The 25197-nt window shown below is 67.1% G+C and carries 27 protein-coding genes; 7 read left to right on the top strand and 20 right to left on the bottom strand.

Going from position 1 to position 25197, the window contains the following annotated elements; genetic code table 11:
- Both PI86_RS13545 and PI86_RS13540 read left to right on the top strand, forming a co-directional pair.
- Window positions 1-442, top strand: a 442-nt coding sequence (locus PI86_RS13545) for an ABC transporter permease (protein ID WP_039323297.1), incomplete at its 5' end; no start/stop codon positions are given.
- Between the two features lie 4 nt (window positions 443-446).
- Entirely contained in the window at window positions 447-1220 is a 774-nt protein-coding gene (locus tag PI86_RS13540) for an ABC transporter ATP-binding protein (RefSeq protein WP_039323295.1), read from the top strand.
- Between the two features lie 71 nt (window positions 1221-1291).
- On the opposite strand, the gene PI86_RS13535 is transcribed toward PI86_RS13540, so the two are convergent.
- The 4 genes from PI86_RS13535 to PI86_RS13520 form a co-directional block, all read right to left on the bottom strand.
- Window positions 1292-1762 (bottom strand): Lrp/AsnC family transcriptional regulator, encoded by a 471-nt coding sequence (locus PI86_RS13535; RefSeq protein WP_011351482.1) that lies wholly within the window; start codon window positions 1760-1762, stop codon window positions 1292-1294.
- Window positions 1763-2046: 284 nt separating this feature from the next.
- Window positions 2047-2688 carry an NAD(P)-dependent oxidoreductase gene (locus PI86_RS13530; protein WP_039323292.1) on the bottom strand — a complete coding sequence of 214 codons (642 nt, stop codon included), beginning with the start codon at window positions 2686-2688 and terminating at the stop codon, window positions 2047-2049.
- A 136-nt stretch (window positions 2689-2824) separates the two neighbouring features.
- A complete protein-coding gene (locus tag PI86_RS13525; RefSeq protein WP_014897552.1) occupies window positions 2825-3280 on the bottom strand; it encodes an Rrf2 family transcriptional regulator in 456 nt (151 codons plus the stop codon).
- Window positions 3281-3372: 92 nt separating this feature from the next.
- Complete coding sequence (locus PI86_RS13520; RefSeq protein WP_039323288.1) at window positions 3373-3801, bottom strand: hypothetical protein; 429 nt, start codon at window positions 3799-3801, stop codon at window positions 3373-3375.
- A gap of 193 nt (window positions 3802-3994) precedes the next feature.
- On the opposite strand from PI86_RS13520, the gene PI86_RS13515 reads away from it, so the two are divergent.
- From PI86_RS13515 to PI86_RS13505, 3 genes are all read left to right on the top strand, one after another.
- Window positions 3995-4330, top strand: coding sequence for a hypothetical protein (locus PI86_RS13515; RefSeq protein WP_039323285.1), 336 nt, complete (start codon window positions 3995-3997; stop codon window positions 4328-4330).
- A gap of 243 nt (window positions 4331-4573) precedes the next feature.
- Window positions 4574-5767: an ammonium transporter gene (locus PI86_RS13510; RefSeq protein WP_039323281.1), complete on the top strand. Its 1194-nt coding sequence runs from the start codon at window positions 4574-4576 to the stop codon at window positions 5765-5767.
- A 202-nt stretch (window positions 5768-5969) separates the two neighbouring features.
- Window positions 5970-7928, top strand: coding sequence for a PhoX family protein (locus PI86_RS13505; RefSeq protein ID WP_039323278.1), 1959 nt, complete (start codon window positions 5970-5972; stop codon window positions 7926-7928).
- A gap of 142 nt (window positions 7929-8070) precedes the next feature.
- On the opposite strand, the gene PI86_RS13500 is transcribed toward PI86_RS13505, so the two are convergent.
- The 13 genes from PI86_RS13500 to PI86_RS17775 form a co-directional block, all read right to left on the bottom strand.
- Window positions 8071-8688, bottom strand: a complete 618-nt coding sequence (locus tag PI86_RS13500) for a hypothetical protein (protein WP_082012236.1) — start codon at window positions 8686-8688, stop codon at window positions 8071-8073.
- A complete protein-coding gene (locus PI86_RS13495; RefSeq protein WP_039323275.1) occupies window positions 8685-9092 on the bottom strand; it encodes a type II secretion system protein in 408 nt (135 codons plus the stop codon). Before PI86_RS13495 ends, PI86_RS13500 begins: the two co-directional genes overlap by 4 nt.
- A gap of 9 nt (window positions 9093-9101) precedes the next feature.
- Entirely contained in the window at window positions 9102-9635 is a 534-nt protein-coding gene (locus tag PI86_RS13490) for a type II secretion system protein (protein ID WP_039323273.1), read from the bottom strand.
- 3 nt (window positions 9636-9638) lie between these two features.
- On the bottom strand, window positions 9639-11921 hold the full coding sequence (locus tag PI86_RS13485; RefSeq protein WP_039323270.1) for a type IV pilus secretin PilQ: 2283 nt from the start codon (window positions 11919-11921) through the stop codon (window positions 9639-9641).
- The gene (locus PI86_RS13480; protein ID WP_039323267.1) at window positions 11922-12521 is read right to left on the bottom strand and encodes a hypothetical protein; all 600 of its coding nucleotides are present in this window, start codon (window positions 12519-12521) and stop codon (window positions 11922-11924) included. It lies immediately after the preceding gene.
- The gene (locus PI86_RS13475; RefSeq protein WP_039323264.1) at window positions 12518-13084 is read right to left on the bottom strand and encodes a hypothetical protein; all 567 of its coding nucleotides are present in this window, start codon (window positions 13082-13084) and stop codon (window positions 12518-12520) included. Before PI86_RS13475 ends, PI86_RS13480 begins: the two co-directional genes overlap by 4 nt.
- The gene (locus tag PI86_RS13470) at window positions 13081-13611 is read right to left on the bottom strand and encodes a membrane protein (RefSeq protein ID WP_039323261.1); all 531 of its coding nucleotides are present in this window, start codon (window positions 13609-13611) and stop codon (window positions 13081-13083) included. The genes PI86_RS13475 and PI86_RS13470 overlap by 4 nt, the downstream gene beginning before the upstream one ends.
- Window positions 13608-14474, bottom strand: coding sequence for a hypothetical protein (locus tag PI86_RS13465; protein ID WP_039323258.1), 867 nt, complete (start codon window positions 14472-14474; stop codon window positions 13608-13610). The genes PI86_RS13470 and PI86_RS13465 overlap by 4 nt, the downstream gene beginning before the upstream one ends.
- Window positions 14455-16173, bottom strand: coding sequence for a GspE/PulE family protein (locus PI86_RS13460; protein ID WP_039323255.1), 1719 nt, complete (start codon window positions 16171-16173; stop codon window positions 14455-14457). The genes PI86_RS13465 and PI86_RS13460 overlap by 20 nt, the downstream gene beginning before the upstream one ends.
- 18 nt (window positions 16174-16191) lie before the next feature.
- The gene (locus PI86_RS13455) at window positions 16192-17394 is read right to left on the bottom strand and encodes a type II secretion system F family protein (RefSeq protein ID WP_039323252.1); all 1203 of its coding nucleotides are present in this window, start codon (window positions 17392-17394) and stop codon (window positions 16192-16194) included.
- Window positions 17395-17451: 57 nt separating this feature from the next.
- Entirely contained in the window at window positions 17452-17901 is a 450-nt protein-coding gene (gene gspG, locus PI86_RS13450) for a type II secretion system major pseudopilin GspG (RefSeq protein WP_039323303.1), read from the bottom strand.
- Window positions 17902-18084: 183 nt separating this feature from the next.
- Window positions 18085-18759, bottom strand: a complete 675-nt coding sequence (locus PI86_RS13445; RefSeq protein ID WP_039323249.1) for a response regulator — start codon at window positions 18757-18759, stop codon at window positions 18085-18087.
- A 30-nt stretch (window positions 18760-18789) separates the two neighbouring features.
- Window positions 18790-19446, bottom strand: coding sequence for an SCO family protein (locus PI86_RS17775; RefSeq protein ID WP_235362765.1), 657 nt, complete (start codon window positions 19444-19446; stop codon window positions 18790-18792).
- 797 nt (window positions 19447-20243) lie between these two features.
- Between PI86_RS17775 and PI86_RS13435 the strand changes: the two genes are divergently transcribed.
- Window positions 20244-21362: a PAS domain-containing sensor histidine kinase gene (locus PI86_RS13435; RefSeq protein WP_039323243.1), complete on the top strand. Its 1119-nt coding sequence runs from the start codon at window positions 20244-20246 to the stop codon at window positions 21360-21362.
- Window positions 21363-21375: 13 nt separating this feature from the next.
- On the opposite strand, the gene PI86_RS13430 is transcribed toward PI86_RS13435, so the two are convergent.
- Window positions 21376-22155, bottom strand: a complete 780-nt coding sequence (locus PI86_RS13430) for a response regulator (RefSeq protein WP_039323301.1) — start codon at window positions 22153-22155, stop codon at window positions 21376-21378.
- 533 nt (window positions 22156-22688) lie between these two features.
- Here PI86_RS13430 and PI86_RS13425 point away from each other — a divergent pair.
- The gene (locus tag PI86_RS13425; protein ID WP_039323241.1) at window positions 22689-23315 is read left to right on the top strand and encodes a lytic transglycosylase domain-containing protein; all 627 of its coding nucleotides are present in this window, start codon (window positions 22689-22691) and stop codon (window positions 23313-23315) included.
- A gap of 121 nt (window positions 23316-23436) precedes the next feature.
- On the opposite strand, the gene PI86_RS13420 is transcribed toward PI86_RS13425, so the two are convergent.
- Both PI86_RS13420 and ccsB read right to left on the bottom strand, forming a co-directional pair.
- Window positions 23437-23946, bottom strand: coding sequence for a hypothetical protein (locus PI86_RS13420; protein ID WP_039323238.1), 510 nt, complete (start codon window positions 23944-23946; stop codon window positions 23437-23439).
- A 135-nt stretch (window positions 23947-24081) separates the two neighbouring features.
- On the bottom strand, window positions 24082-25197 hold a 1116-nt coding region (gene ccsB, locus PI86_RS13415), incomplete at its 5' end, for a c-type cytochrome biogenesis protein CcsB (protein ID WP_052319451.1).

Below are 25197 nucleotides of genomic sequence, written 5' to 3'. Positions count from 1 at the left end.
GCTGCTCGGCGCGGCGCTCGGCCGCGACGGACTGCTGCTGATGGGGTCGGCGGCCGCGCTCGTGATCGCGTACACCGTGCGCTTTCTCGCGATCTCGGCCGGCAGCATCGAGGCCGGCCTCGCGCGCATTCCGCCGTCGCTCGAGCAAGCGGCACGCTCGCTCGGCGAGACGGCCGGCGGCACGCTGCGCCGCGTGCACCTGCCGCTGCTGCGGCCCGCGCTCACGACGAGCGCGCTGCTGGTGTTCGTCGACGCGATGAAGGAGCTGCCGGCGACGCTGCTGCTGCGCCCGCTGAATTTCGACACGCTCGCGACCTGGCTGTATGCGGAAGCCGCGCGCGGCACCTACGAGGAAGGCGCGGTCGCCGCGCTCGCGATCGTGCTGGCCGGGCTCGTGCCCGTGATCCTGCTCGCCCGCACCCGTCACAAGATCGGAGCCTGACACCGTGAACCTGCTCGAACTCGACAACCTCTGCGTCGCCTACGACACGCCGCACGGCCGCCGCACGGTGGTCGACGGGCTGAGCCTCGCGCTGCCGCGCGGCGACATCGGCTGCCTGCTCGGCGCGTCCGGCTGCGGCAAGACCACCGTGCTGCGCGCGATCGCGGGCTTCGAGCCCGTGCGCACGGGGCGCATCGTGCTGGACGGCTCGCCCGTCGCGGCGCCGTCGCTCGACGTGCCGCCCGAGCGGCGGCGCATCGGGATGATGTTCCAGGACTATGCGCTGTTCCCGCACCTGAGCGCGGCCGACAACGTCGCGTTCGGGCTGCGGCGCATGCCGAAGGCCGAACGCCGCACCCGCATCGCGGACCTGCTCGAACTCGTCGGCCTCGCCGATTCTGGCGGCGCCTATCCGCACGAACTGTCGGGCGGCCAGCAGCAGCGCGTCGCGCTCGCCCGCGCGCTCGCGCCGTCGCCGGAGCTGCTGCTGCTCGACGAGCCGTTCTCGAATCTCGACGTCGATACGCGCGAGCGGCTCGCATTCGAATTGCGCGACATCCTGAAGCGTACCGGTCACACCGCGATCCTCGTCACGCACAACCAGGCGGAAGCGTTCGCGATCGCCGACCGGATCGGCGTGATGAAGGACGGCCAGCTCGCGCAATGGGACACGCCTTACGCGCTGCATCACCATCCGGCCAGCCCGTTCGTCGCGGAGTTCGTGCGCCGCGACGCGCTGGCGGACGAACGTGCGCGCGCACTGGCGCGCGGCCGCTGAACGAGCGCCGGCGGCAAGCGCCGGTGGCGGATGCTCAGCGATGCACCGACGCGGTCCGCCGCCGTCCCGCGCTACGCCGGCTCGGCCAGATCGCGCACCGGCAGCGCGGTCGAATACTTGATCTGCTCCATCGCGAACGACGAACTCACGTCGAACAGCGGCACCGCACGGATCAGTTGCTTGTACACGCGATCGTAATCGTCGATGCCGGCCACCACGACCCGCAGCAGATAGTCGGTCTCGCCGCTCATCCGGTACACCTCGACGACTTCCGGCATGTCGCGCACCGCCTGGGTGAAGCGCTGCGCCCATTCCTCGGTGTGCTGGTTCGTGCGGATCGCGACGAACACGGTCGTGCCGACGCCAAGCTTGCGCGGATCGCACAGTGCGACCTGAGCGCGGATCGCGCCGGTTTCCTTGAGCCGCTGCACGCGCTTCCAGCACGGCGTCTGCGACAGGTTCACGCGCTGCGCGAGCTCCGCGATCGGCAATGTGGCGTCTGCCTGCAACAACTCCAGCAGCTTGCGATCGATGGCATCCATTTACCCAGTCCCTCGTGGATAGAAATTTTTTCTATACATCCTGCATGACGGGGAACAATATGGAAAGCGCCGCCCGGCGTCGACCGGGATAAATACCAATCAGTCATGGAAACTTCCGCAACGCACACGATCCCGCTCGCGTCGGCATGGCGGAAATTCGCACACCAGACGAAACAGGCGATTCCGCCCGTCGAGGTGGAATCGCCTGAAGTCACTGCCCGTCACGCCCCGGGCGCCGCGCGCGGCAAATGCCCGCGCTGGCGCGCCGCCGGCCGTGATGTCGCTCAATACGCGACCGTCGCGACCTCGCGCACAAAGCTGTGTTGCTCGAGCGCGTCGACGAACGCGACCGCGTAGTCTTCCACCGAGATCTTGCTGTTGCCCTGCGCATCCGCGATCAGCTTGCCGACGCCGGTGCGGAACGTGCCCGTGCGCTCGCCCGGCGCGATCAGTGCGGCCGGTGCGAAGAACGTCCAGTCGAGATCCTCGACCGTTTCCAGATAGCCGAGCGCATCGCGGTGCGCAAGCGCGACCGCCTTGTACGCGTCCGGGAAACCTTCGGTGTCGACGAGCTGCTTGCCCGGCGCGACTTCGAGCGAACCGGCGCCGCCCACGACGACGAGCCGCTTCACGCCGGCCTGACGCGCGCCGGCCACCAGCGCCTTCGCCGCCGCGACGACCTTCGCGGTATCGTCCTGCTTCGGGCCGTACGCGCTGGCGACGACATCGTGACCCGGCAGCGCGGCCGCGATGCTGGCCGCGTCGAACAGGTCGGCCGCCTTCGCGGTGATGCCGTCGTCAGCCGTGCCGGGATGGCGCGACAGCGCCGTCACGCGATGGCCGCGGCGCGCGGCTTCCACGGCGATGCGCGAGCCGATCATGCCGGTGGCGCCGAAGAGTGCGATGTTCAAGGTAGGTTGCGTCATGTCGATTCTCCACAAATAAAAGTAACTACTTCAATTACATATAAGACCGAAAAAAAACGGAGCCGAACTCCGTCGTGCCGGTCGCCGCGCCTGCGCGCCGCCCGGCCTCCTGCCCTGCGTCATCCGTTGCCTGCGCTCACGCGCCCGCGCTTCCCGCCGGCCGGCTGCGGTGCTCCGATTCGAGCACGTCCGCCGTGACGTCGGCGAGCGTGCGCGTGGCAAGCGACGCTTCCATCGCGCGCTGCGCATCGCCGATATAGTCGATCAGCACGCCCTGGATGTGTCGCCCGACGAGGCACGCCGGATTCGGCGCCTCGCGGTGCAGCGCGAACAGCTGCGCATCGTCGACCGCGCGATACACGTCGAGCAGCGTAATCTCGCCGGGCTCCCGCGCAAGCAGTGCGCCGCCGCCCGCGCCGAGCTGCGACGTGGTCAGCCCCGCGGCCGCCAGCATCGACAGCAGCCGGCGGATCAGCGCCGGATTCGTGTTCACGCTGCCCGCGATGATGTCGGACGACAGCGGCACGCCCTCCTGCATCGACAGCAAGGCAAGCACGTGAACGGCAAACGCGAACCGGCTGCTGGTATTCATTCCTCACTCACTCGGCGACGCCGGCCCGAACCGCGGCCGGCGACAATGTGTAACTACTATAATTACATTTAGCGGATTGCGCAAGCGCGCCGTCACTCGCCGCTGGCGGGCTTCGCGCCGGCGGCATTCTGCTGGCTCCACTGCTGGAGCTTCTTGCCGGCCTCCGAGATCTTCGCGCCGGCTTCGGACGCCGCATGCGCGACCACCGCGGATGCGGCCGCATCGATCTGCGCCTGCGCGGCGGACGCGAGACCGCTCGCGGACAGCGGCGGCACGGCCGATGCCGCCGTCGCGATGCCGGCCTTCGCAGCATTGATCTGCTGGTTGACGGTGCTCGCCACCTGGTCGAGCGCCTTGGCCGCATTGCTCGCGGCGTCGGCAGCCGCGCTCGCGGCGGTATCGGGTTGCGTGGCCGGCGCGCCGGATTTCTCGCAGCCCGCGAGCAACAGCACCGCACCGACGGTCGCGGCCGCCAGCACGGCCGCGGGCACGCGACGTGCCCGCCAAGTCTTCATCTTCATCAGCAATCTCCGGCCGCGCGTCGCACGGCCTGAATGGTTGGACCGACGTCGATGATACCGCCTGCGGAACCTGGCCACTGACGACTCGCGATTAAAGATGCCTTTCAATTTCGGATTCGTCTGATTCAATCGCAGGCGCGGCGACACTAAAGTGGACAGGATTCAATCCGCTCCACCCGCTTCCCGTTTATTCATGGCTTTCCTCATCGACTGGTTCATCGCGCTGGCCGCCGTGCTCGGCACCACCCTGTTCCTGTGTCTGCGCTCACCGTCCGCATCGCGCCTGCGCGCGGCCGGGCGCCCGCGCCGTGTCGCGTGCGCGCGCCTGCTCGCCCAGGCGGTGATCGGCTTCTGGACGGCCGCGCTGATCGTCGCGCAAGGCATCCTCGGCGCCGACGGCGACGGCCAGTCGCTTGCGGGCTTCGCGGCGCTCGCGTTCGCCGCGCTCGGGCTCGCGACCGTCGCCACGTACTGGTCGGCGTGCGCGCTGCGGCTGCGCCGGCCGCGCATGCTGTTCGCGCGCCGCTGACGCGCCAGACCGGTGCATCGCGGCGCACCACGCCGCGCATCGCACGCACCAGTCCCGCACGCTTCGCACCACGCGCGTGCACCGGCTGCAACACCCCGGCCGCGCACGGCTCGCCCCGCAACCGTGCACGTTTCACCGAAATGCCGCACCGCACGGCCCTCCGCACCAATTCCACGCAATCGCTCCCCAAGTTGGCTCGATACTTGCATTCCTTGCCCGATTTTTGCGCAAGGAAGCCACGGCATGGATGGTCTGAAATCCGGCGTCGATACACTGTTCCTGTTGATCGGCGCCGTCATGGTGCTCGCGATGCACGCGGGCTTTGCATTCCTCGAACTCGGCACGGTCCGCAAGAAGAACCAGGTCAACGCGCTCGTGAAGATCCTGGTCGACTTCTCGGTGTCGACGCTCGCGTACTTCTTCATTGGCTACACGATCGCGTACGGCGTCGAGTTCTTCGACGACATCGGCACGCTGTCGCAGCACAGCGGCTACGCACTGGTGCGCTTCTTCTTCCTGCTGACGTTCGCGGCGGCGATCCCGGCGATCGTGTCCGGCGGCATCGCGGAACGCGCGAAATTCAACCCGCAGCTGGTCGCGACGCTGATCATCGTCGGCTTCATCTATCCGTTCTTCGAAGGGATCGCATGGAACGACCGCTTCGGCGTGCAGGACTGGCTCACGCATGCATTCGGCGCGCCGTTCCACGATTTCGCGGGCTCGGTCGTCGTGCACGCATTCGGCGGCTGGGTCGCGCTGCCGGCCGTGCTGCTGCTCGGCGCGCGCCACGGCCGCTATGCGAAGGACGGCCGGATCGCCGCGCATCCGCCGTCGAACATCCCGTTCCTCGCACTCGGCGCGTGGGTGCTGGCGGTCGGCTGGTTCGGCTTCAACGTGATGAGCGCGCAGACCCTCGACAAGATCAGCGGCCTCGTCGCCGTGAACTCGCTGATGGCGATGGTCGGCGGCACGCTCGCCGCGTGGATGGCGGGCCGCAACGATCCAGGCTTCACGTACAACGGCCCGCTCGCAGGCCTCGTCGCAGTCTGCGCGGGTTCCGACGTGATGCACCCGATCGGCGCGCTCGTCACGGGTGCCGCGGCCGGCGCGCTGTTCGTCGCGATGTTCACCTGCGTGCAGAACAAGTGGCGCATCGACGACGTGCTCGGCGTGTGGCCGCTGCACGGCATGTGCGGCGCGCTCGGCGGCCTCGCGGCCGGGGTGTTCGGCGTGCCCGCGCTCGGCGGCCTTGGCGGCGTGTCGTTCATGTCGCAGCTCATCGGCACGCTCGGCGGCATCGTGATCGCCACCGCGGGCGGCGCGCTCGTGTACGGCGCGCTGAAGGCGACCGTCGGCCTGCGCCTCGATCGCGAAGCCGAATTCGACGGCGCCGACCTGTCGATCCATCGCATCTCGGCGACGCCCGAACGCGACTGAACACGACCTGGCACGATCGATCCTGCGACGGGCGTCCGGCAGCACACCTGACGGATGCCTGACGCATCATTACGTTTTCAATTCAAAAAACTTTCATCTAGCGTCCCTACACTTCCGTCCAGTTTTCAATGCGCCTTCGCGAAGCTTGCATATCACCTGCTTCGCGAAGGCCATTCTTCCAACTACCGAAACTGGACTCCACATGCCCGCGTTGCCCAATGCTTCCCGTCGTCAAGCCCTGAAGATTCTCGCCGGCGCGCCCATGCTGCCGCTCTCCGGCCTCGCGCTGCCGGCACTGCTGACGGGCTGCGGCGGCGACGACAATCCGGCGGCAACGCCTGCCGCCGCCGCATTCACGTCGGCGGCGTTCTCGGCGATGGCCGCGCCCACGCTCGACAACGCGGCCGCGATGGCCACGACGACGGTCGGCTCCACGCTGGCGGTGTCGTTCTCCGACGGCTCGTCGCGCAACTTCAAGCTCGCGTACCGGCCGTTCTTCGTGACGGGCGACCTGGTGCCGGACGGCAAGGGCGGCACGACGCTCGCGGGCGGCTACTACGACATCAACAACCAGCCGATCATCGACCGCTCGGTGGCCGGCAAGGAGCGCCAGTTCTATTCCGACTGCCCGGACGGCAGCTCGCTGCTGGCGCTGAAGAACGCGAACGTGGCCGGCGTGAAGGGCAACACGGTGTTCGCGGTCGTGCAGTTCGAATACACGACGCGCGACCAGGCGAGCGCGTCGCAGTACGGCCAGCTGCCGTCGCCGATCGCGGTGCTCACGCTCGACCAGGATCCGGCGAGCGGCGCGCTGAAGGTCGTCAAGTACCACAACGTCGACACGTCGAAGGCGCACGGCCTGTGGATCACCTGCGGCGCGAGCCTGTCGCCGTGGGGCACGCACCTGTCGAGCGAGGAATACGAGCCGGACGCGACGAAGGCCGCGACCGACGCGCAGTTCAAGGCATTCAGCAAGAACACGTTCGGCGACGAGACGAAGGCGAACCCCTACCACTACGGCCACCTGCCGGAGATCACGGTGAACCCGGACGGCACGGGCACGGTGAAGAAGCACTACTGCCTCGGCCGCATCTCGCACGAGCTGATCCAGGTGATGCCGGACCAGCGCACCGTGATGATGGGTGACGACGCCACCAACGGCGGCCTGTTCATGTTCGTCGCCGACAAGGCCGCCGACCTGTCGGCCGGCACGCTGTTCGTCGCGAAGTGGACGCAGACGTCGTCGGCCGGCGCAGGCAGCGCGACGCTCACGTGGCTCAAGATCGGCCACGCGACGAGCAACGAGATCGAGACGCTCGCGAACACGCTGAAGGCGTCGGACATCATGGACCTGACGACGACCGACCCGAACGACGCGAGCTACACGAAGATCCACTTCGGCGGCAAGTTCAACTGGATGCGCGTGAAGCCCGGGATGGAAAAGGCGGCCGCGTTCCTCGAGACGCACCGCTATGCGGCGCTGATCGGCGGCAGCATGGCGTTCACGAAGCTCGAAGGCACGACGGTCGACGCGAAGGACAAGATCGTCTACACGGCGATGTCGCGGATCGAGACGTCGATGGTCAAGGGCAATGCGGTGTCGCGCGACGTCGCGGTGGACAAGAAGATCGCCGCGGGCGCCGTCTACGCGCTGAACCTGAAGGCCGGCCAGCGCGACACGTCGGGCGGCGCGATCGACAGCGAGTGGGTGCCGGTCGACATGGGCGCACCGGCCGCGCTCGTCGGCGAGGACCTCGCCGCGGCCGATGCGCTCGGCAACCTCGCGAACCCGGACAAGATCGCGAACCCCGACAACCTGAAGTTCTCCGAGAAGCTGCGCACGCTCTTCATCGGCGAAGACTCGGGCATGCACGTGAACAACTTCCTGTGGGCGTACAACGTCGACACGAAAGCGCTCACGCGCGTGCTGTCGTGCCCGGCCGGTGCCGAATCGACGGGCCTGCACGCGGTCGACGAGATCAACGGCTGGACCTACATCATGAGCAACTTCCAGCACGCGGGCGACTGGGAGTCGCCGCTGCACGACAAGGTCAAGCCGACGCTCGATCCGCTCGTGCGCGCGAACTTCAAGGACCGCTTCGGCGCAAGCGTCGGCTACCTGACGGCCGAGCCGACCAGCATCAAGCTCGCGAAGGCCTGACCGGTCCATCGGGGCGCGCTGCGCCTCGCTTCTTCGTCACGTTTCATTCGTCGGCGCTCCACGCCGGTTTATGCGCGATGCCCATGGCGGGCGTCGCGCCTTTTTTTGCGCGCGGTCGGCGTCGCGCGTTGCCGAACACGCGTCAATGCAGGCCGCCCGGCAGCTGTCCGGGCAGCGAGCCGCCCGGAAACCCGGACAGGCTCGGCGCACTGGCCGGCCGCGCCGGCACGGCCGCCGACGCTGCGTCGACCGGCGCGGCCAGCCCCGGTGCGAGGTACAGGAACTTCCATTGCCGATAGGTTTCGACGCCCTCGAAGTCCAGATAGCGCTGCGGGAATCCCGCGCGCTTGATCGTCGCGCCGTCCGAGCTGCTGGATACGCCGTAGAACCGGTCGGCCCGCCACAGGAACGACCAGTCGTTCTTGCCGCTGACCGGATCCGGATACGCGCGGCGCAGATGATGCATGGGCTTCGCGAAGCGGGTATCGTCCAGCAGGTCGTCGACCGTTTGCGGGTACGCGCGCGCGAGACGGTAGTACCCGACAATGGACCTCCGGTACTGGTCGCCGACGAACAGCAATTGCCGCTCCTGTTCGCGGCGCCGCTGCAGCGACCAGACATCGAGCGCGCCGGCCAGCGCGATCGACATCAGCATCAGCGCGATCAGCAGCGCGAGCAGCACGAGCCCGCGCTGCCGCCCGCCGCGCAGGCGGGCATGCATCCGTGCGATCCCGCGCGCGGCCCGGCCGGACCGGCTCATTTCGCCGCTCCGCCCGCGCCCGCCGGTCCCGCCACAGCCGGCGGCGCGCCTTGCGCACTGCTCGCGGGCCCCACGTCGTAGACGCCCTGCTGGGTCTCGTCCGGCGACGCGATCGTCGCCCATTTGTCGTCGCCATTCACCGGATCGACCGGCACCGCACGCAAATAGTGCTTCGCGACCAGTTCGTCGAGCGTCTCGGGGTATTGCCCGTTGTCACCGTAATACTGGTCGATCGCACTGCGCATCACCGCGAGGTTCTGCCGCCGCACCTGTTCCTTGCCGCGCTCGATGCTGTGCATGTAGCGCGGCACGGCCAACGTCAGAAGCAGCCCGATGATGGCCATCACGACCACGATTTCGATCAGCGTAAAGCCGCGGATCCTGCGCATGCGAGCGGGTTTCATGATGAACCGTCACCATTGTTTGTACGGAATGCCGTTGATGCCGACGCGGGCGGATTTCGAGGTCACGTCGAACACGTCCTTGCCGGCCTCCATGCCGGCGGGGGCCGCGTCGGCCGCCGGGTCCGGCGGCGTGCCGTACGCGCGCACGTCCCAGGTGTCCTCGGCCGGCGTATCGGGATCGCCGGTGAAGAACGGATCGCGCGGCACCCGGCGCAGGAACATCACCAGGCCGCCCTTCGGGTCGCGGGCGTTCTTCACGCCCGTCACAAGCACGGTCAGCGACGGCGGATAGCCGGACGCTTCCGCCTCCTTCTCGATCTGCCCCGCATCGCACGCGTCCTTGTACGCATCGAGCGCAGTGCGGATCTCACGCAACGCGGCGCTCAGCTCCTGTTCCTTCTGACGCTGCACGATCAGTTCGGAGAACGGCATGATCGCGAGCGCGAGGATCGACACGAGCGCGAGCGTGATGACCATCTCGATCAACGTGAAGCCGCGCCGGCCGATGCGGCCGACGCGCGTCGCTGCGTTGCGGGCGGCCACGGCTCACTTCCCGACCGGGCGAAGCGGGTTTTCGCTCGGGATATCGCCCGCCGGCATCTGCAGCGTCGGGGGTGGCGCCGCCGGCGCGGCGGCCGCCGCGGCAGCCGGCTCGGCCGGTGCCGGCGACGCAACCGGCGTCACGGTGGTGCCCGCTGCGGGCGCCACTTCATTGCCCGTCGGCGCGGCCGCCTGCGTCGCGCCGCCAGCCGGCTGCTCCGCCGCGGCGGACCCGGCGGCCGGCGCGGGCAATGCCGGCTGCGGCCTCGAGAACCGCCCGCCGTACGGTTCGGGCGGCGGCGTCGTGCGTGGTGCGGCCGGCATCTGTCCGAACGCGCCGCTCTCCGGCGACGGCTGCGCACGGTTCGTCGCGGCCTCCAATGGTGCCGGCGCCGCACGGCCCGAGGTCCCGCCCCCCACGCTGCCTGGAACGGCCCTCGCCCGCGGCGCCGCGGGCGCCTCCGCGTTCAGCGCGACCGGGTCGAGCCGCAGCTGATCTGCGTGCACGTTGACGTCGGTGCCCGACCACACTTCCTGCGTGTCCGCATCCGCCGCAACTTGCGGCCGAACGATATGCGGCGTGATCTGCAGCACGATCTCGGTCTTCTTGTGATCGCCGCCGTGATCCGAGAACAGGCGGCCGAGCACCGGCAACTGGCCGAGACCCGGCACCTTGTTCGCGTTGCGGCGGTCCTCGTCCGAAATCAGGCCACCCATGATCTGCGTTTCGCCGTCCCGCAGCCGCAGGCTGGTCGACGCGCTGCGCGTACCGATCTGATACGCGAGCGAGCTCAGCCCCTGCGAGTTGCCGCTCGAGATCGTGTTGGTGATGTTGCTGACTTCAAGATTCAGCTTGATGCCGACGTCGCCGTCGCGATAGACCTCCGGCTCGACCTCGAGCTTGATGCCCACGTCGAGGTACTGGATCATCTGCGTAAACGACGGGCCACTGGTGCTCGGCGTGCTCGAGCTGGAAATCACCGGCACCTTGTCGCCGATCATGATGCGCGCCTTCTCCTTGTTGCGCGCGCGGATGCGCGGACTCGCGAGCAGATTCGCGTCGGTATCGGTCAGCTTGAAGTCCGCGGTGGCCGACAGGCTGCTGACGTTCAGCGCATTGATCGGCAGATGGTGCAGCACCCCCCATGTATCGGCCGAGCTCGGCGTCGACACCGTAAACGAGTTGGGCCAGTTGATACCCAGCTGCGACATCCGGTCATGCGATACCTCCAGCACCTCGACCTCGAGCATCACCTCCGGCTGCGGCAAGTCCTGGGCGGCAATCATCTCGTCGGCGACCTTGATCATGTCAGGCGTGCCGCGGATCGTCACCGTGTTCGCGCGCTCGTCGATCACGGCCTCCTTCACCTTCAACAGGCTCTTCAGCAGCGACTGGATCTGCTTCGCGTCGACGTTCGACAACTGGAACGTACGCACCTTGAGCTCCTGGTATTCGAGCTCCTTGGCCGGCGTCGCCGGATAGATGAACAGCGTGTTCGCGTTCATCTGCTTCTTGTCGAGCTGGTTCTGCAACAGGATCATGTCGACCGTGTCCTGCAACGACGCGTTCTGCACGAAGATCGTCGTCTTCAGGTCTGCGCGCACGTCGCGATCGAAAATGACGTTCAGCCCGGAGGTCCGCGACAACGCCTCGAACACCATCCGCACGTTCGCGTCGCGGAATTGCAGCGACACCGGCGTGCGCATGATCGATGACGCCGCGAGCTTGTCGTCGCGCTCCGCGTGTTGCTGGCGGCGCTTTTCGTCGAGCTCCGCCTGCATCCGCGTCGCCATCGTATTGGCCGGATCCTCGACCAGCACGCGATGCACGCGTTCGGCTGCCTGCGCGTACGAACCGCGCTTCATCATGCGGTCCGCTTCCTGCAGGATCGCAAGATGCTTGCGGTCCTGCTCGATCATCGTGCCGATCCGGCGCGCGCGCTCGCTGGTCGGATCGAGTTGCTTCGCCATGTAGACGGAGCGCGCCGCGTCGTCGAACTCGTTCTTCTGGCGAAACGCCTCCGCGTTGTCGAGCAGCTCGTCGACTGCTTCGTTGCGGTCGTGCAATGCGTCGATCTTCACCTGCGCGTTGGTCGGATCGTCGTGAAGGTTCGGCACATGCGCACAGCCGCCGCATGCGAGCAGCGCCACGGCGATCGCCAGCGCGCGTTTCGTCGCGCACCGGCTCGCCGGCGCCGGTCGCGCATCGGCCGGGGGGGCGGAGCAAAGGCGTGTCGACCGGCCGCCGTCCCCATTGCGGCGCGCACCCCGTGTATGTATGGTTTCCATTTACTTTCCTTCCACTGGAATGGGCACCATCTGGGTCTGGTTCAGCGGCAGATAGGTGATCACCACGTTCGACTCGGACACCGAGTCGACGCGATACTGGCTGTCGATCACGTCGCCCGGAGAAACGATCAGCAACTGATCTCCGTTGCCGAGAAACACGTGAGGCTTCGCTGACTTGGCATCCTGTTGGCCGAGATAGACGAACGGCACCGGCGGCGCGGTCGGCGGCGCCGGACGCGTTTCGGGCGGCGGCGGCACGACGGGCGGAGGCGGCAGCCATGACGACGCCGTGAAGGGATCGTGTGCCGCTTCGACGGACACGGGCGCACGCAACGCGGCGAGCTTTTCCCGCGGGGTCGCCGCCGCATCATGCGACGCGGGCGCAGGCGCCGCGGCATGAGCGGCAGCCGCGACACGCGCGCGTGCCGGCGCGGGTGCCGCGCGCGCACCATCGCGATGGACGACGACGCTTGCAGCCGCCGGCGCCGGCTGCTGCATCGCCGCCACCAGCACGCGATATCCGGTGCCGGCGACGACGAGGCATCCCAGCGCGAGTACGAGTCGATGGCGCGCAGCGGGCTTCATGACGGCGGAGATCATGGCTGGGCGCTCCGATAGACGAGCTCGAAACGCACCCGCGCGTCGAGCATGCTGCTGCCCACGGCCGGACGCTCGACGTGGATTTCCTGCAGCGCCGCGTTCGGCACGTTATTCAGCACCGATGCGAGAAAATGCCGGATCGCGCCGTATTCATCCTTCACGGGCAGCAGCACCTGGTAGCGCGCGAAGCGCGCACCCGGCTCGGTCGTCACCTGATACTCGGCGGACCCGAGCGTCAGATGGCTGTCGCGCGCCTGCTCGAAGATCGACGCGATGTCGTCCGCGCTTTGCGAAAAACGCGGAAAGAGCCCCGGCAACGTATCGAGCGTCGTCGCGTCCGCCGCCGCGCCGGGTGTGTCGGCCGGACGATGGCTGCGTGCGGCCCGCACCACACCGGCTGGCGCCTGCATCTCGCGCGTGTCGGACTCCACGCTCGCGATCGCCGCATACGTGATGGCTGCGGCGCCGAGCATCAGCATCCCGGCGAGCCCCGGCAGACCGAATGCGCGTCGCCACTCGAAGCGAAGCGTGAGCAGGCGGTCCGCCAAACGATCGGCTTTCATGATTTCCTCCAGACGGCCGTGATCTGGAAACGCACCGGCTTGCCCGCCACGTTGTCCTCGACGAGATGACCGTTGAGCGTCGCCTCGCGCAGCACGACGCTCGTCTGCAAGTACTTCAGGTACGCGATCATCGCGTCCGGGTCCTTCGCTTCGGCCGTGATGCGAATCTGGCCCTGTGACGGGTTCTGGTCGATGCCGATCAGTGCGACGTCATGGCCCGGATAGTCCTCGACGATCGAGAAGAGCGTCTGCCACGGCACGGTCAATTCGCGCAGCACGGCCTGGCTCTGCTTTTCCGCCAGCCGGGCGGCCGCGGTCGGCGGCGGCTTCGTGACGTGTTGCTGCGCAAACGTGCGATGCTGGACGACCGCCAGGCTCTCCCTGACGCGATCGTTTTCCGCATACGCGTGCCAGAGCCGGACGGCGCACACGCCCCACACCAACACGGCGACGCCGAGCAGGATCGCGCCGCTCGTGCCGATCCGGGCGCGGCGCCGGCAAAAATCGATGTCGAGCGTGCGGATCATGACGCGTACTCCAGCAACCGGCGCGCAGGCGAACCATCGAGCGCCGCGCGGTCCGGCAGGACGGCCGCGGCAAAGCGTGCCTCGAACGGCGCGGCGTCCGTGTCGACGCCGGACAGATAGACGTGGCAGTCGTCGCGCTTCAGGCCCGAGCGCGTCGCCGAGCGCTCGAACAGTTGCTCGGCGAGTTCGGCAAGCCGCGACGCATCGCCGGACTCGCCCGGAAAGAGGCGCTGCGCATCGTACGCGGCCCACTCGCCACGCTCGATCATGACCGCCTGCAGCAACGCTTCGCCAACGACGAGCAGCATTGCATCGCCGTCGATCTTCACCGCGACCCGATTCAGCGTCTCCGGAAGCCCTGCGCGCAGGCAGCGGATGCGGACATCGCCGGCTGCGCCCGTCTCGTGAATGCCGTCGTACAGCGTGCGCGGCAGCGCACTGGCAAAGAGCGCACGGCCGCCCTGCCGCACGCAGAAGCGCGTGACCAGCGACTCGGTGGCGACCCCATACGTGTCAGAGAAATGCGCGAGCGCGATTTCCTCGAGTTCGCGTGCGTGCAGCGCGCGGAAGTCGCCGCGCAGGATCGCGTGGCAACACCAGAAATCGTCGAGCACGATGTGCGCGCCGCGCGCTTGCGGCCGCTTCGCGCCACCGTCGCTACCGGGCGTCGCGGCAAGCGCGGCACGCAGCGCATCGAGCACCGCCGTCTCGATCCCGAAGCATTCGTCGGGAATGACGACGCTCAGCGGATCGGCGACGAACCCGCGCCGGCCCGGCCGCCACAGTGCGGGCGGGCGGATGCCGACGACGATCTCGCGCGTTCCGACGCCGATCGCAAGCGGATTATTCGACCATGGTGACACGATTGATCTCCTCGAGCGTCGTTTCGCCCCGCCTCACCAGGTCGATCGCCGACGCCCGCAACGTCGTCATGCCGTAGCGCAGCGCCGCCGCCTTGATATGCCCGAGCGGCGCGCGCTCCGACAGCAGTTGCCGCAGTTCGTCGTTCATGCGCAATGCCTCCGCGATCGCACGCCGGCCGCGATAGCCGCTGCCGCGGCACATCGCACACCCGGTACCGCGGCGAAACAGGTAGCTGCCGGCCGTGTCCGGGTCGATGCCCGAGCGGGCGAGCGCATCCGGGTCCGCCGTGTCCTCGGCGAGGCAGTCCGGGCAGCACTGACGCAGCAGCCGCTGCGCGATCACGCCGTTGAGCGCCGACACGAAGCTGTACGGATCGACCTCCATGTTCGTGAACCGGCCGATCACGTCGAACACGTTGTTCGCGTGCACGGTGGTGAACACCTGGTGGCCGGTCAGTGCGGCCTGCACGGCAATCTGCGCGGTTTCGGGATCGCGGATTTCGCCGACCATGATCTTGTCCGGGTCGTGCCGCAGGATCGAGCGCAATCCGCGCGCGAACGTCAGGCCCTTTGCCTCGTTGACCGGAATCTGCAGGATCTCACCCAGTTGGTACTCGACCGGATCCTCGATGGTCACGATCTTCTCGAGTCCGTTGTTGATTTCAGTGAGGATCGCGTAAAGCGTCGTGGTCTTGCCGCTGCCGGTCGGGCCCGTGACGAGCAGCATCCCGTACGGCATCGACGCGATCGACCTCATGAAGCGCGTATCGCCGGGCTGGAATCCCAGCGCCTCGAGCGTCAGGCCGCCTGCGGACTGGGACAGCTGGTAGCGGTCGAGAATCCGCAACACCGCGTCCTCGCCGAACTGGTTCGGCATGATCGACACGCGAAAATCGATCTCGCGTCCGGCGTACATCGCCTTGAAGCGCCCGTCCTGCGGAATGCGGCGCTCCGCGATATCGAGCTCGGAAATCACCTTCACGCGCGACAGCACCTGGTCCGCGACGTCGCGGCCCTCCACGCGCCCCACCACCGTCAGCACGCCGTCGACCCGGCACTTGATCATCAATCCGTTCGCGCGGCATTCGAGGTGAATGTCGCTCGCCAGCATCTTGAGCGCGTCGTAGATCGTCGAATTGAGCAGGCGCACCACCGGGCTGTCGTCGCTGCTGATGCCCTGCAGCGTCAACGCGAGCGACGCCGGATCGGGCGCACTCTGGATCGGATCGTCGAACGCGAGCGAATCCATCGCGCGGATGTCCTTCTCGCGCACGGCGAGATAGGCACCCAGGTCGCCCGCGCTCGCGAGCGCCCAGCCGTACGGCAGCGCCGGATGCGCACGCATCCGGTGTTCGACCCAGCCGCGCGTGCGGGCATCGAGCGGATCGGCGATCGCGAACAGCAGCGCGCCGCGCTCGGGATCGCGCAGGCACACGCAGAGGCGCGCCGTCGCCTCGACGAACGGCACCAGCTCGAAATCCGGCTCCAGGCGGTTCAGCTCGCGTATCCCGATCGGCTTCATCCGGAACTGCGAGGCGAGCCGCTCGCGCATCTCGTCCGCGCCCAGCGCCGTCTGCGCCGTCAACGCCTCGAGTGCGCGAATGCCGGAACCGTGCCGTTCGCCGAGCGTGCGAAGCAGGTCACGCAGTTCGGCATCCGGGTCGGGATGGTGGTCGGGGGAGGAAGTAACGGTGTCCACGCGCGTCTCCAGGACGGCCTACTGAATGCTCGACGCGATCTCGAAGATCGGCATGTACATCAACACGACGATTCCGCCGATCACCACGCCGATCACGATCATCATTGCAGGCTCGATCAGTCTCGAAATCAGGTCGATCGTGCGCGACACCTGTGCTTCCTGAAACGCGGCGATCCGGTCGAGGACGGGCCCGAGCCCGCCGGTCTTTTCGGCCACCGTCAACAGGCGGTAGCCGATCGCGTTCGCAAGGCCGGCCTGCTGGAACGCATCGGAAATCTTCGCGCCATTGCGGACCTGCTGCAGCGCGCCCGCAAGCGCGGCCTGGTCCGCGCGGCCGACCAGGCCGCGCGCGAGGTCGAACGCGCGGATGGCGGGAATGCCGCCGTCGACCAGCATCGCCGTCGTGCGATAGAACTGCGACTGGCGAAACACGCGGAAGTGTTGCCCGATACCGGGCAGCGCAAGCAGACGATCGGCGAGCCAGATGCGCAGTGCCGGACGCCGCAGTGCGACACCGGTGGCCACCGCCAGGACCGCGAGGCAGCCCGTCAGCTCGGGGCCGTGCGCATGCACCATGCTGCCCCACGCCATCAGCAGCCGCGACATCAGCGGCAGTTCGCGCCCGCTGTGTTCGAGCAGCGTCGCGAAGCGCGGCACCACGAAGCCGAGCAGGAACAGCACGACGGCCGCACCGACGAACAGCAGCACCGTCGGGTAGATCGCCGCCGACACGACCCGCGCGCGCAACTCGCGCAGCGTCGCGCTATTGTGCGAATAGCGCGTCAGGCTGTCGGCCAGGCCGCCGGTCTGCTCGCTCGCCTTCACGCACGCCACCAGTACCGGCGGAAAGATCGGGCTCGCGTGCTCGAGCGCCGCCGACAGCGACTGTCCTTCCTCGAGCTGCCGCAGCAGGTCGCGACACACCTGTGCGGACGCTTCGCGCCGCGCGTTGCCGCCAAGCGTGCGCAATGCGTCGACGAGGCCGACACCCGCATCGAGCAGCGCCGCCAACTCGCGCGCGAACATGTCGACGTCGAACCGCGCGCCCGGTATCCCGAACCGGTTCGCGCCGCGCCGCTGCCGCCCGGCGTCCGTGCTGACCGATACGACGCGAAGGCCCCGCGCGCGCGCGAGCGATGCCGCGCTCGCCGGCGAGTCGCTGTCGATGCGAAGCGTCTGCACCGAGCCGCTCGTATCGAATACACGCAGCACGAATTTCACGTCGACTCTCCTTGCGGACTGCTCACGATATGCGCAGCGACCGCAGCCATGCTGCCCCTACCACGACGAGATCGTCACGTTCTCGCCGGTACCGCTGCCGCGTCCGTCCTTGCCGAGCGAAAACAGGTCGTAGTCGCCGTGCTCGCCCGGCGAACGGTACTGATAGGGCCGCTCCCACGGGTCCACCGGAACGGCTTTCTGCAGATAGGGACCACTCCACCGCGATGCGTTTTGCGGCTTGTTCACGAGCGCATCCAGCCCCTCCTCGGTGGTCGGATAGGCACCGACGTCGAGCCGGTATTGATCCAGCGCCTGGCCGAGCGACACGATCTGCGCCCGCGCGATCTTCACGTTCGACTTGCCGACCTGTTCGAAATACCGTGGCGCCACGAGCCCTGCCAGCAACCCGATGATGACCATCACGACAAGCAGCTCGAGCAGCGTGAAGCCGCGACTCGCGCACGCGCGGCACACGTGTCGTCCGTCACGCTGCCGCTGGCCCGACACGCCGGCCGGGATCGAGAACGATTCGTGGCTCACGGCTTCCTCCCTGTATCGACCCGCGGCGTCGGCATTGCCGATGCCGCTGATTGCATTCTTGTTCACGTCGGTACGGGTCAGAAGTAGGGAGTGCCGTCCATCCCCATGGGTAGATCCCCCCCTGTTGGGCCCTGCCCCAATGGAGGGTGTTCACACACGGTCGTCGTCGTTCAGCGTGAGCACACCGACGTCGATCGCGAAGTGAACGAGACCGGTCAGATTCGCGACGCCAAGCTTGCGCATGAGATTGGCACGGTGCTTGTCCACCGTTTTCGGACTGACCTTCAGGCACTCGCCGACCTGCCGGCTCGTGTGCCCCTCGACGACGAGCCGCAACACCGTGCGCTCGCGATTCGTCAGCGCGTTCCACAATCGCGCCCGGTGCGCGTTGGTGTCGTGCAGCCCGTGCAGGCCGGCGCGGGCCCGATACGCATCGAGGCTGACCACGCACTTGCCCTGCATCACGAAACCCATCTCGCGAACCAGGTCAGCGAACGGCGAATCCTTGACCACGTAGCCGTCCGCGCCGGCGGCAAACGCTTCTCTCACGTTGTCTTCGCTGCGATGAACCGTGAGGACGATGATCCGCGCATGCGGCACGTCGCGCTTGATCGTCGCGATCGCGTCGAAGCCGCTGCCGCCCGGCATGGACAGATCCATCAGGATCAGGTCGGGCCGCGTTTTCTCGGCGAGACGGCAGGCCTCGACCCCGCCGCTCGCCGCGCCGACGATGCAGTAGTCGGCCAGCTCCGAAACCAGGTGACTCAGGCCGACTCGCAACAGATGCTGATCCTCGACGATCAGCACACGGTGCTTGTTGTCCAATTTCGACGCTCCTTCTCAGAGACGTGGCACCTAGTTGGACGCGACGACGTCGCGATAGGCGGCGAGCAGCTCGGTCGGCGTCGCGAAGCCGTCGATACGCAGCCACGGCTGGCCCGGCGCGGCCCGCACGAACGTCACCGGCGTGTGGTTCATCTTGTCGCCGCGATACACGTTGAACGCGCGCTGCGCCGCGACGCTCGCATCGACCGTGCCGGTGTAGTGCTGCCATTCGGGGCCGGCGCCGAAGCGCGCCGCGTAGGTCCTGAGGCGCTCCGGCGTGTCCGCCTCCGGATCGATCGAGATCGACACGATGTGCACCTTGTCGCGGTCGGCGCCGAGTTCGCCCTGCAATTGCTCGAGCGTCTGGCTGATCATCGGGCAGATGGTCGTGCAACTGGTATAGATGAACGTCAGGATCACCGGCCGGCCGTCGTCGAGTTCCTTGGCCAGCGAGACGGCCTGACCGTCGTCGCGCACGAGCTGGACCGACGGCACCGTGTACTGGACCATCGTGTGCACGGTGCCCGGCATGACGGCGTGATGCATGTGCATGCCGGCGGCTGTGGTCGCGCCCTCTGTCATGTGTGCTTCGGCCTTGTCCGCCGCATTCCCGGCGGGTGCCGCCGGCACGGGCGCCGCGGGGCTTCCGGTGGCGGGCTCCGTGGCAGGCTCCGTAGCCGGCTGCATCGCGGGCTCGGCAGCGGGCTCCGTCGCCTGCTCCGCGGCGGGCTGCATCGCCGGCTCGTTAGCGGGTTCCGTCGCTTGCTCCACGGCGGGCTGCATCGCGGGCTCGGTCGAGGGTTCCGTCGCGTGCTCCACGGCGGGCTGCATCGCGGGCTCGGTCGAGGGTTCCGTCGCGTGCTCCGCGGCGGGCTGCATCACGGGCTCGGGGGCGGGCTCCGTCGCTTGCTCGGTGGCGGGCTGCATCACGGACTCGGTAGCAGGCTCGGCCGCCTGCGCCGCGGCGTGCGTCGCGGCGCTGTCGGCGGCGTCCATGGCGGGATGTTCGACACCGTTTTGCATGTCGTGTCCCATCAGACTATTGACGCCATCCGACGCGGCGTTCTCCGTGACGTTCGCGTTCGCTGCTGCGTTTTCGGCGGCCACGCCGCCGGCGTTCTCGAGCACGCTGCCATCGGGCGCACACCACGCTGGCGTCGCGGCAAGCGCGACGCCAGCGACCACGAATGCGCCCATCGTCGATCTGGCGATCCTGTTCATACCGGCCTCCCTGACACGAGCCCAGGCAGCGGACAATTCCGTGCCCCGCCACTGCAGTGTCATGAATTTGATCGCGAGCGTCATGGGATGACGCCCCCCAAAGGCCGGTAGGACATGCCCGCTTGGCGGGAATGCCCCGCTGCATGCGGCAGGTATGTCCCTATGCCATACACGCGCAATCCCCATGTTGCAGACGGGCTCAGTCACGTCCTAGAATGACGGAAACCTTACGGTTTCCTGAAAATTGAGCATCGGGAGCTACCATGATTGACCGCCAGCCCGAAGGACCACGGATCAGGCTGCTCGATCTGATCGATGCGATGCGCAAGCTGCGCAGTGCGGTGCGTCCGGACGATCGCCGCACCGGTATCGTCACCGATGCACGCGGCGCGGCGCTTGCCATTCTCGCCGACGACGGAACCTTCGTATCGGCCAATCGCAGCGCCGCGGCGCTGTTCGGATATACGCCCGCCGAGCTCGTCCGCCTGCACCTGTGCGAACTGGCGCCCGAGGATACCCACGTCGAACTGGCGCAAGAACTGTCCAGGAGCGTCGACCGACAGCAACATTCGTTCGCGGCGATGCTCAGCGGGCGAAGCGGCCATCCCGCGCAATTCGTCGTACATCAGCAGGTGCTTCCCGGCACACGCCTGTCGCTGACGCTGTTCGAAGAGCCGCCGACGCCCGAACCCGAACGGCGCGGCGCCGCCGCAAACGATGCGGGCGTGCATGCCCGCGACACGTATCTGCTGATTGGCCAGCAGAAGGAACGACATCGGCTGGCCGCGGAATTGCACGACGGGCTCGGCCAGGCGCTGACGCTCATCAAGCTCATGAATGAGGACGCGCTCATGCGGATTCGCCGCGGCGACATCGCCGACGCAACGAATCTGCTCGACGACGCCGTGTTGCGGATCCGCGAGACGATCGGCGAAGTACGCCAGATCTGCGGCGAACTGAGGCCGCCGATGCTCGACAAGCTCGGACTGCCGGCCGCGCTCGCGTCGCTGTGCCGGCGCATCGAGCGCGACGCGGATCAGCTGTCGGTCGAGTTCAACTGCGACGTCGACGACGACGACATACCGGATCATCTGAAGGCGGACATGTTCAGAGTCGCGCAGGAGGCGCTCCACAACATCGTCAAGCACGCACAGGCCACCGAAATCGTGCTCGGCCTGCAACACGATGTGGGCGGCCTGCTGCTGACGATCGACGACAACGGCGTCGGCTACGAGCGTAGCCCGCTCTCGACGGACGACGCGCGCGCGGCGGGGCTCGGACTGATCGGCATGCAGCACCGCATCGAGTCGCACGGCGGCACGTTTGAGATCCGCTCGTCCGCCACGACGGGTACGCGCGTCTCGGCAACCTGGCCGCTCTGACGTGCAGCTGCGCTCAGCGCTTCGCGCCACCCGCCGGATAGTCGTCCAGCCGCACGACGGCGTCTGCCACCGTCCCTGCGTCGGCTACCGGGTGCGACGCCACGTCGTCCGCGTTCGGCTCCGCGCATTTCGCCGCGAGTGTGGTCAACAGCCCCATGTTCATCGCGACGAGCACCAGTTCCGTCAGATTCGCAAGATGGAGCTTGTGCATCATGCTCGCCCGATACTTCTCGATCGTCTTCGGGCTCAGGTTCAGGTACTGACCGACCTGCCGGTTGGTACGCCCTTCCGCGATCAGCTTCAGCACGCTGCGTTCGCGCGCGGTCAGGATGTCCCAGGCCTTTTTCGGCGCAGGCATGTCGCGACCGGTCACGAACGAGTCGACCATGTAGCCGTACACGTCGGCACTCAGGTGCTTCTTTCCCTGCATGACCATGCGCATCGCGAGCAGCAATTCGTCAAACGAAACGTCCTTGAGCACGTAGCCATCGACGCCCGCGCGCAACGCCTCGCGCACGTATTCCTCGCTCTGGTGCACCGTGAGCACGACGATCCGGATGGTCGGCGTTCTACGTTTGATCGTCGCGCTCGCATCGATGCCGTTCATCCCGCGCATCGACAGATCCATCAGGATCAGATCGGGCGCGAGCGTCATTGCCTGATGGCATGCTTCCTTGCCGTCCCGCGCTTCGCCGACGACATCGTAATCGCCTTGCGCGCAAAGCATCGACCGGAGCCCGTTTCTCAGCAGATCGTGATCCTCCGCAATGATCACGCGATATTTAGTATTCACGACTTTCCCCCAAGGATTCACGCGCTTGTACCGTGCTGGACATCGAGGTCTCGTTGCACGGCGCCGGACGCATTTCGTCAATGCTTCCCCTTGTCCGGTCCGGTGGCCGCTCTCCCGCGCGCGACTGGCCACGCCTGTCGACACAGCAAGGATCGCGCCACCGCGCCGCGCTAGGCACTCGCGCCACGCATTCCGCAGCGGAAACGTCGCGCAGCAGCAGGATGTGTTTCAGAGTTGAATCGTTTCGACGTTTTTCTTTGCATCCGTGCGACTACGGATGGCGGAGTTTCCGATCGCTTTTGTCGCGCGCAAAAACATTTCTTCTACCGCAACGATTGCCTTGAGCAGAAAACAACTGCTCGGCGTAAGGATCGTCAACTTCGATCGATTACGGCTCGTTACCGACGAATACTTCGGTAACAGACTTGCAGCGTTGCCTGCGGGCGTCGTTTCGGGTATCGAAGTGTAGGAGGGTGCCCCATTGTCGATGCGATGGCCCGGCCACGACAATGCAGAGGCAGGAGACCTGAAAGATGCACCGCCAACCTTCATCCGGATTGAAACAAGCCATCGTTGCCGCATGCGTGGGAATCGCGTCGGCATGGTCGTGCGCCGCCCACGCGCAGATATTCGGCACGGTGTCGAACAATGGCGTCATCGTCCTGACCAACGAGCCCGGCACGGCCAATCTGAAAGTGATCGTCGCGGCCGCCCGGCCGGCCGAATCCGCGACGAAGCATGGCACGGCGAAGCCGGCTGCCGCGCCGTCGTCGTTCGCGGACGTGATTGCCGAGGCGAGTCAGGCATTCAATGTTCCGCCCGAACTGCTTCGCGCGGTCATCGACGTCGAATCGGGATACAACCCGAAGGCGGTATCGGGCAAAGGTGCGCTCGGGCTCATGCAGTTGATGCCGGAAACGGCGCGGCGCTTCTCGGGCGGCGACATGTTCGATCCGCGTGACAACGTGCTGACCGGCGCACGGTACCTGCGCTTCCTGCTCGACCTGTTCAAGGAGAACGTCGAACTCACGCTTGCTGCGTACAACGCCGGAGAGAACGCGGTGATCCGGGCCGGGTATCGCATCCCGTCGCTGCCGCAGACGCGCGAATACGTGCCGCGCGTGCTCGCGCGCTACAAGCGCCTTCGCGCCGCGAGTTGAGACACGCGGCGGCCTGCACGCGGCGACGCCGCCGGCATCGCGTGCACGACGCGTTACCCGGCGTCATGAAACGATGACGTCCGGCAACGCGTATCAAGGCAGCTTTCGATCCGCCGACGGCTCACGGAAATGCCGGGATGGTCGGATCTTCTCCCTGGAGATGCGCTTCGGTATGGCGAAGCTTGATCGCGTCTTCGATCTCGTGAACGCGATCGGTCGGCACGTCGATCATCATCAGCAGTTCGCCATGCTCGATGCCGTCCTCGAAACGCTTCAGGCGCGTGCTCGGCACGTCGATGCCGATCATCGTCGACACCCATGCACCGAAGGCCGCGCCGAACAGCGTGATCGCCACGACGACGCCGCCGCCGATCGGCAATCCCGCGGGCGGGAACACCAGGACGAGCAGCCCCAGCAGCGTGCCGGTCGCAAAGCCGACTGCGGTACCGCGCGCGAGCGACGGCAGCAGGTCGCTGCGTTGCAACAGCGTGGCTCCCGGCAAGCCGTCGCGCATGACATCGTGATTCGCGAGGCAATGGATATGTCGCCACTCGATGCGCAGCGACAGCAGCTCACCCACGATCGACCGCGCGCATTGCGCCGTCGGCAATAGAAAATAGACGCGTCTCATGGCAGCTCCTCCTACGTCACACCCGGAATGCAGCGATGCTCGTCGGGACATTCTGGCCCGGCACGCGCGCGGCTCATAGTAGTAATGCTCGCCGAAGTGCATGGGTAGAACATGGTAGGAAACGCCGCGCGTGCTTCAGAGTTGCCCGTAGCTGTGCAGCCCGGACAGGAACATGTTGACGCCGAGGAACGCGAACGTCGTCACGAGCAGGCCGGTGAGCGCCCACCACGCGGCAGCCGCGCCGCGCAGGCTCTTCATCAGGCGCATGTGCAGCCAGGCCGCGTAGTTGAGCCACACGATCAGCGCCCAGGTTTCCTTCGGGTCCCAGCTCCAGTAGCCGCCCCATGCTTCGGCGGCCCACAGTGCGCCAAGGATCGTCGCGATCGTGAAGAACGCGAAACCGACCGCGATCGACTTGTACATCACGTCGTCGAGCACCTCGAGCGTCGGCAGGCGATCGGCCAGCACACCACGCTCCTTCATCAGGTACGCGACCGACACCATCGCCGACAGCGCGAAGCTGCCGTAGCCGATGAAATTCGCCGGCACGTGGATCTTCATCCACCAGCTCTGCAGCGCTGGCACGAGCGGCTGGATCTGCTGCGCGTCGCGCGCGACCGAGTACCACATCAGGAAACCGACGGCCGCGCTGATGACCAGCAGCACGAATGCGCCGAGCGCACGCGTGCCGTAATGCCCTTCGTAATACAGGTAGAGCAGCGCGGTGATCAGGCTGAACAGCACGAACACTTCATACAGGTTCGACACGGGGATATGCCCGACGTCGGCGCCGATCAGGTAGGACTCGTACCAGCGCACCATCAGCCCGGTGAAGCCCATCAGCACCGCGACCCACGTGAGCTTCTGACCGATCGCGGCGCCCGATTCCGAGCGCGCGAGCAAGCCGATCCAGTAGAAGAGCGTCGCGAGCACGAACAGCGCGCTCATCCACAGGATCGCCGACTGGCTCGACAGGAAGTACTTGAGGAAGAACGCCGAATCGGCGCGCGCCAGATCGCCCTGGTAGATCTGGATCGACAGCAGCGACAGCACGGCGATCGTCGCCATCAGCAGCCGCGCGGGCTTCCAGCGCCAGCCGAGTACGACAAGTGCCGGCACGGTGCCGATCATCACTGCCTTGTCGTAGTAATTCATGTGCTCGTTGTAGTGCACGAACGCATAGCCCGCGCCGACCACGAGTGCCAGGGCGAACAGCCAGTCGATGATCGACAGGCGCGCGAGGAACGGACG

The organism is Burkholderia sp. A9 (assembly GCF_000801975.1).
The sequence above is the reverse complement of the archived record's forward strand: the minus strand, read 5'-3'. Positions and strand labels throughout refer to the sequence as shown.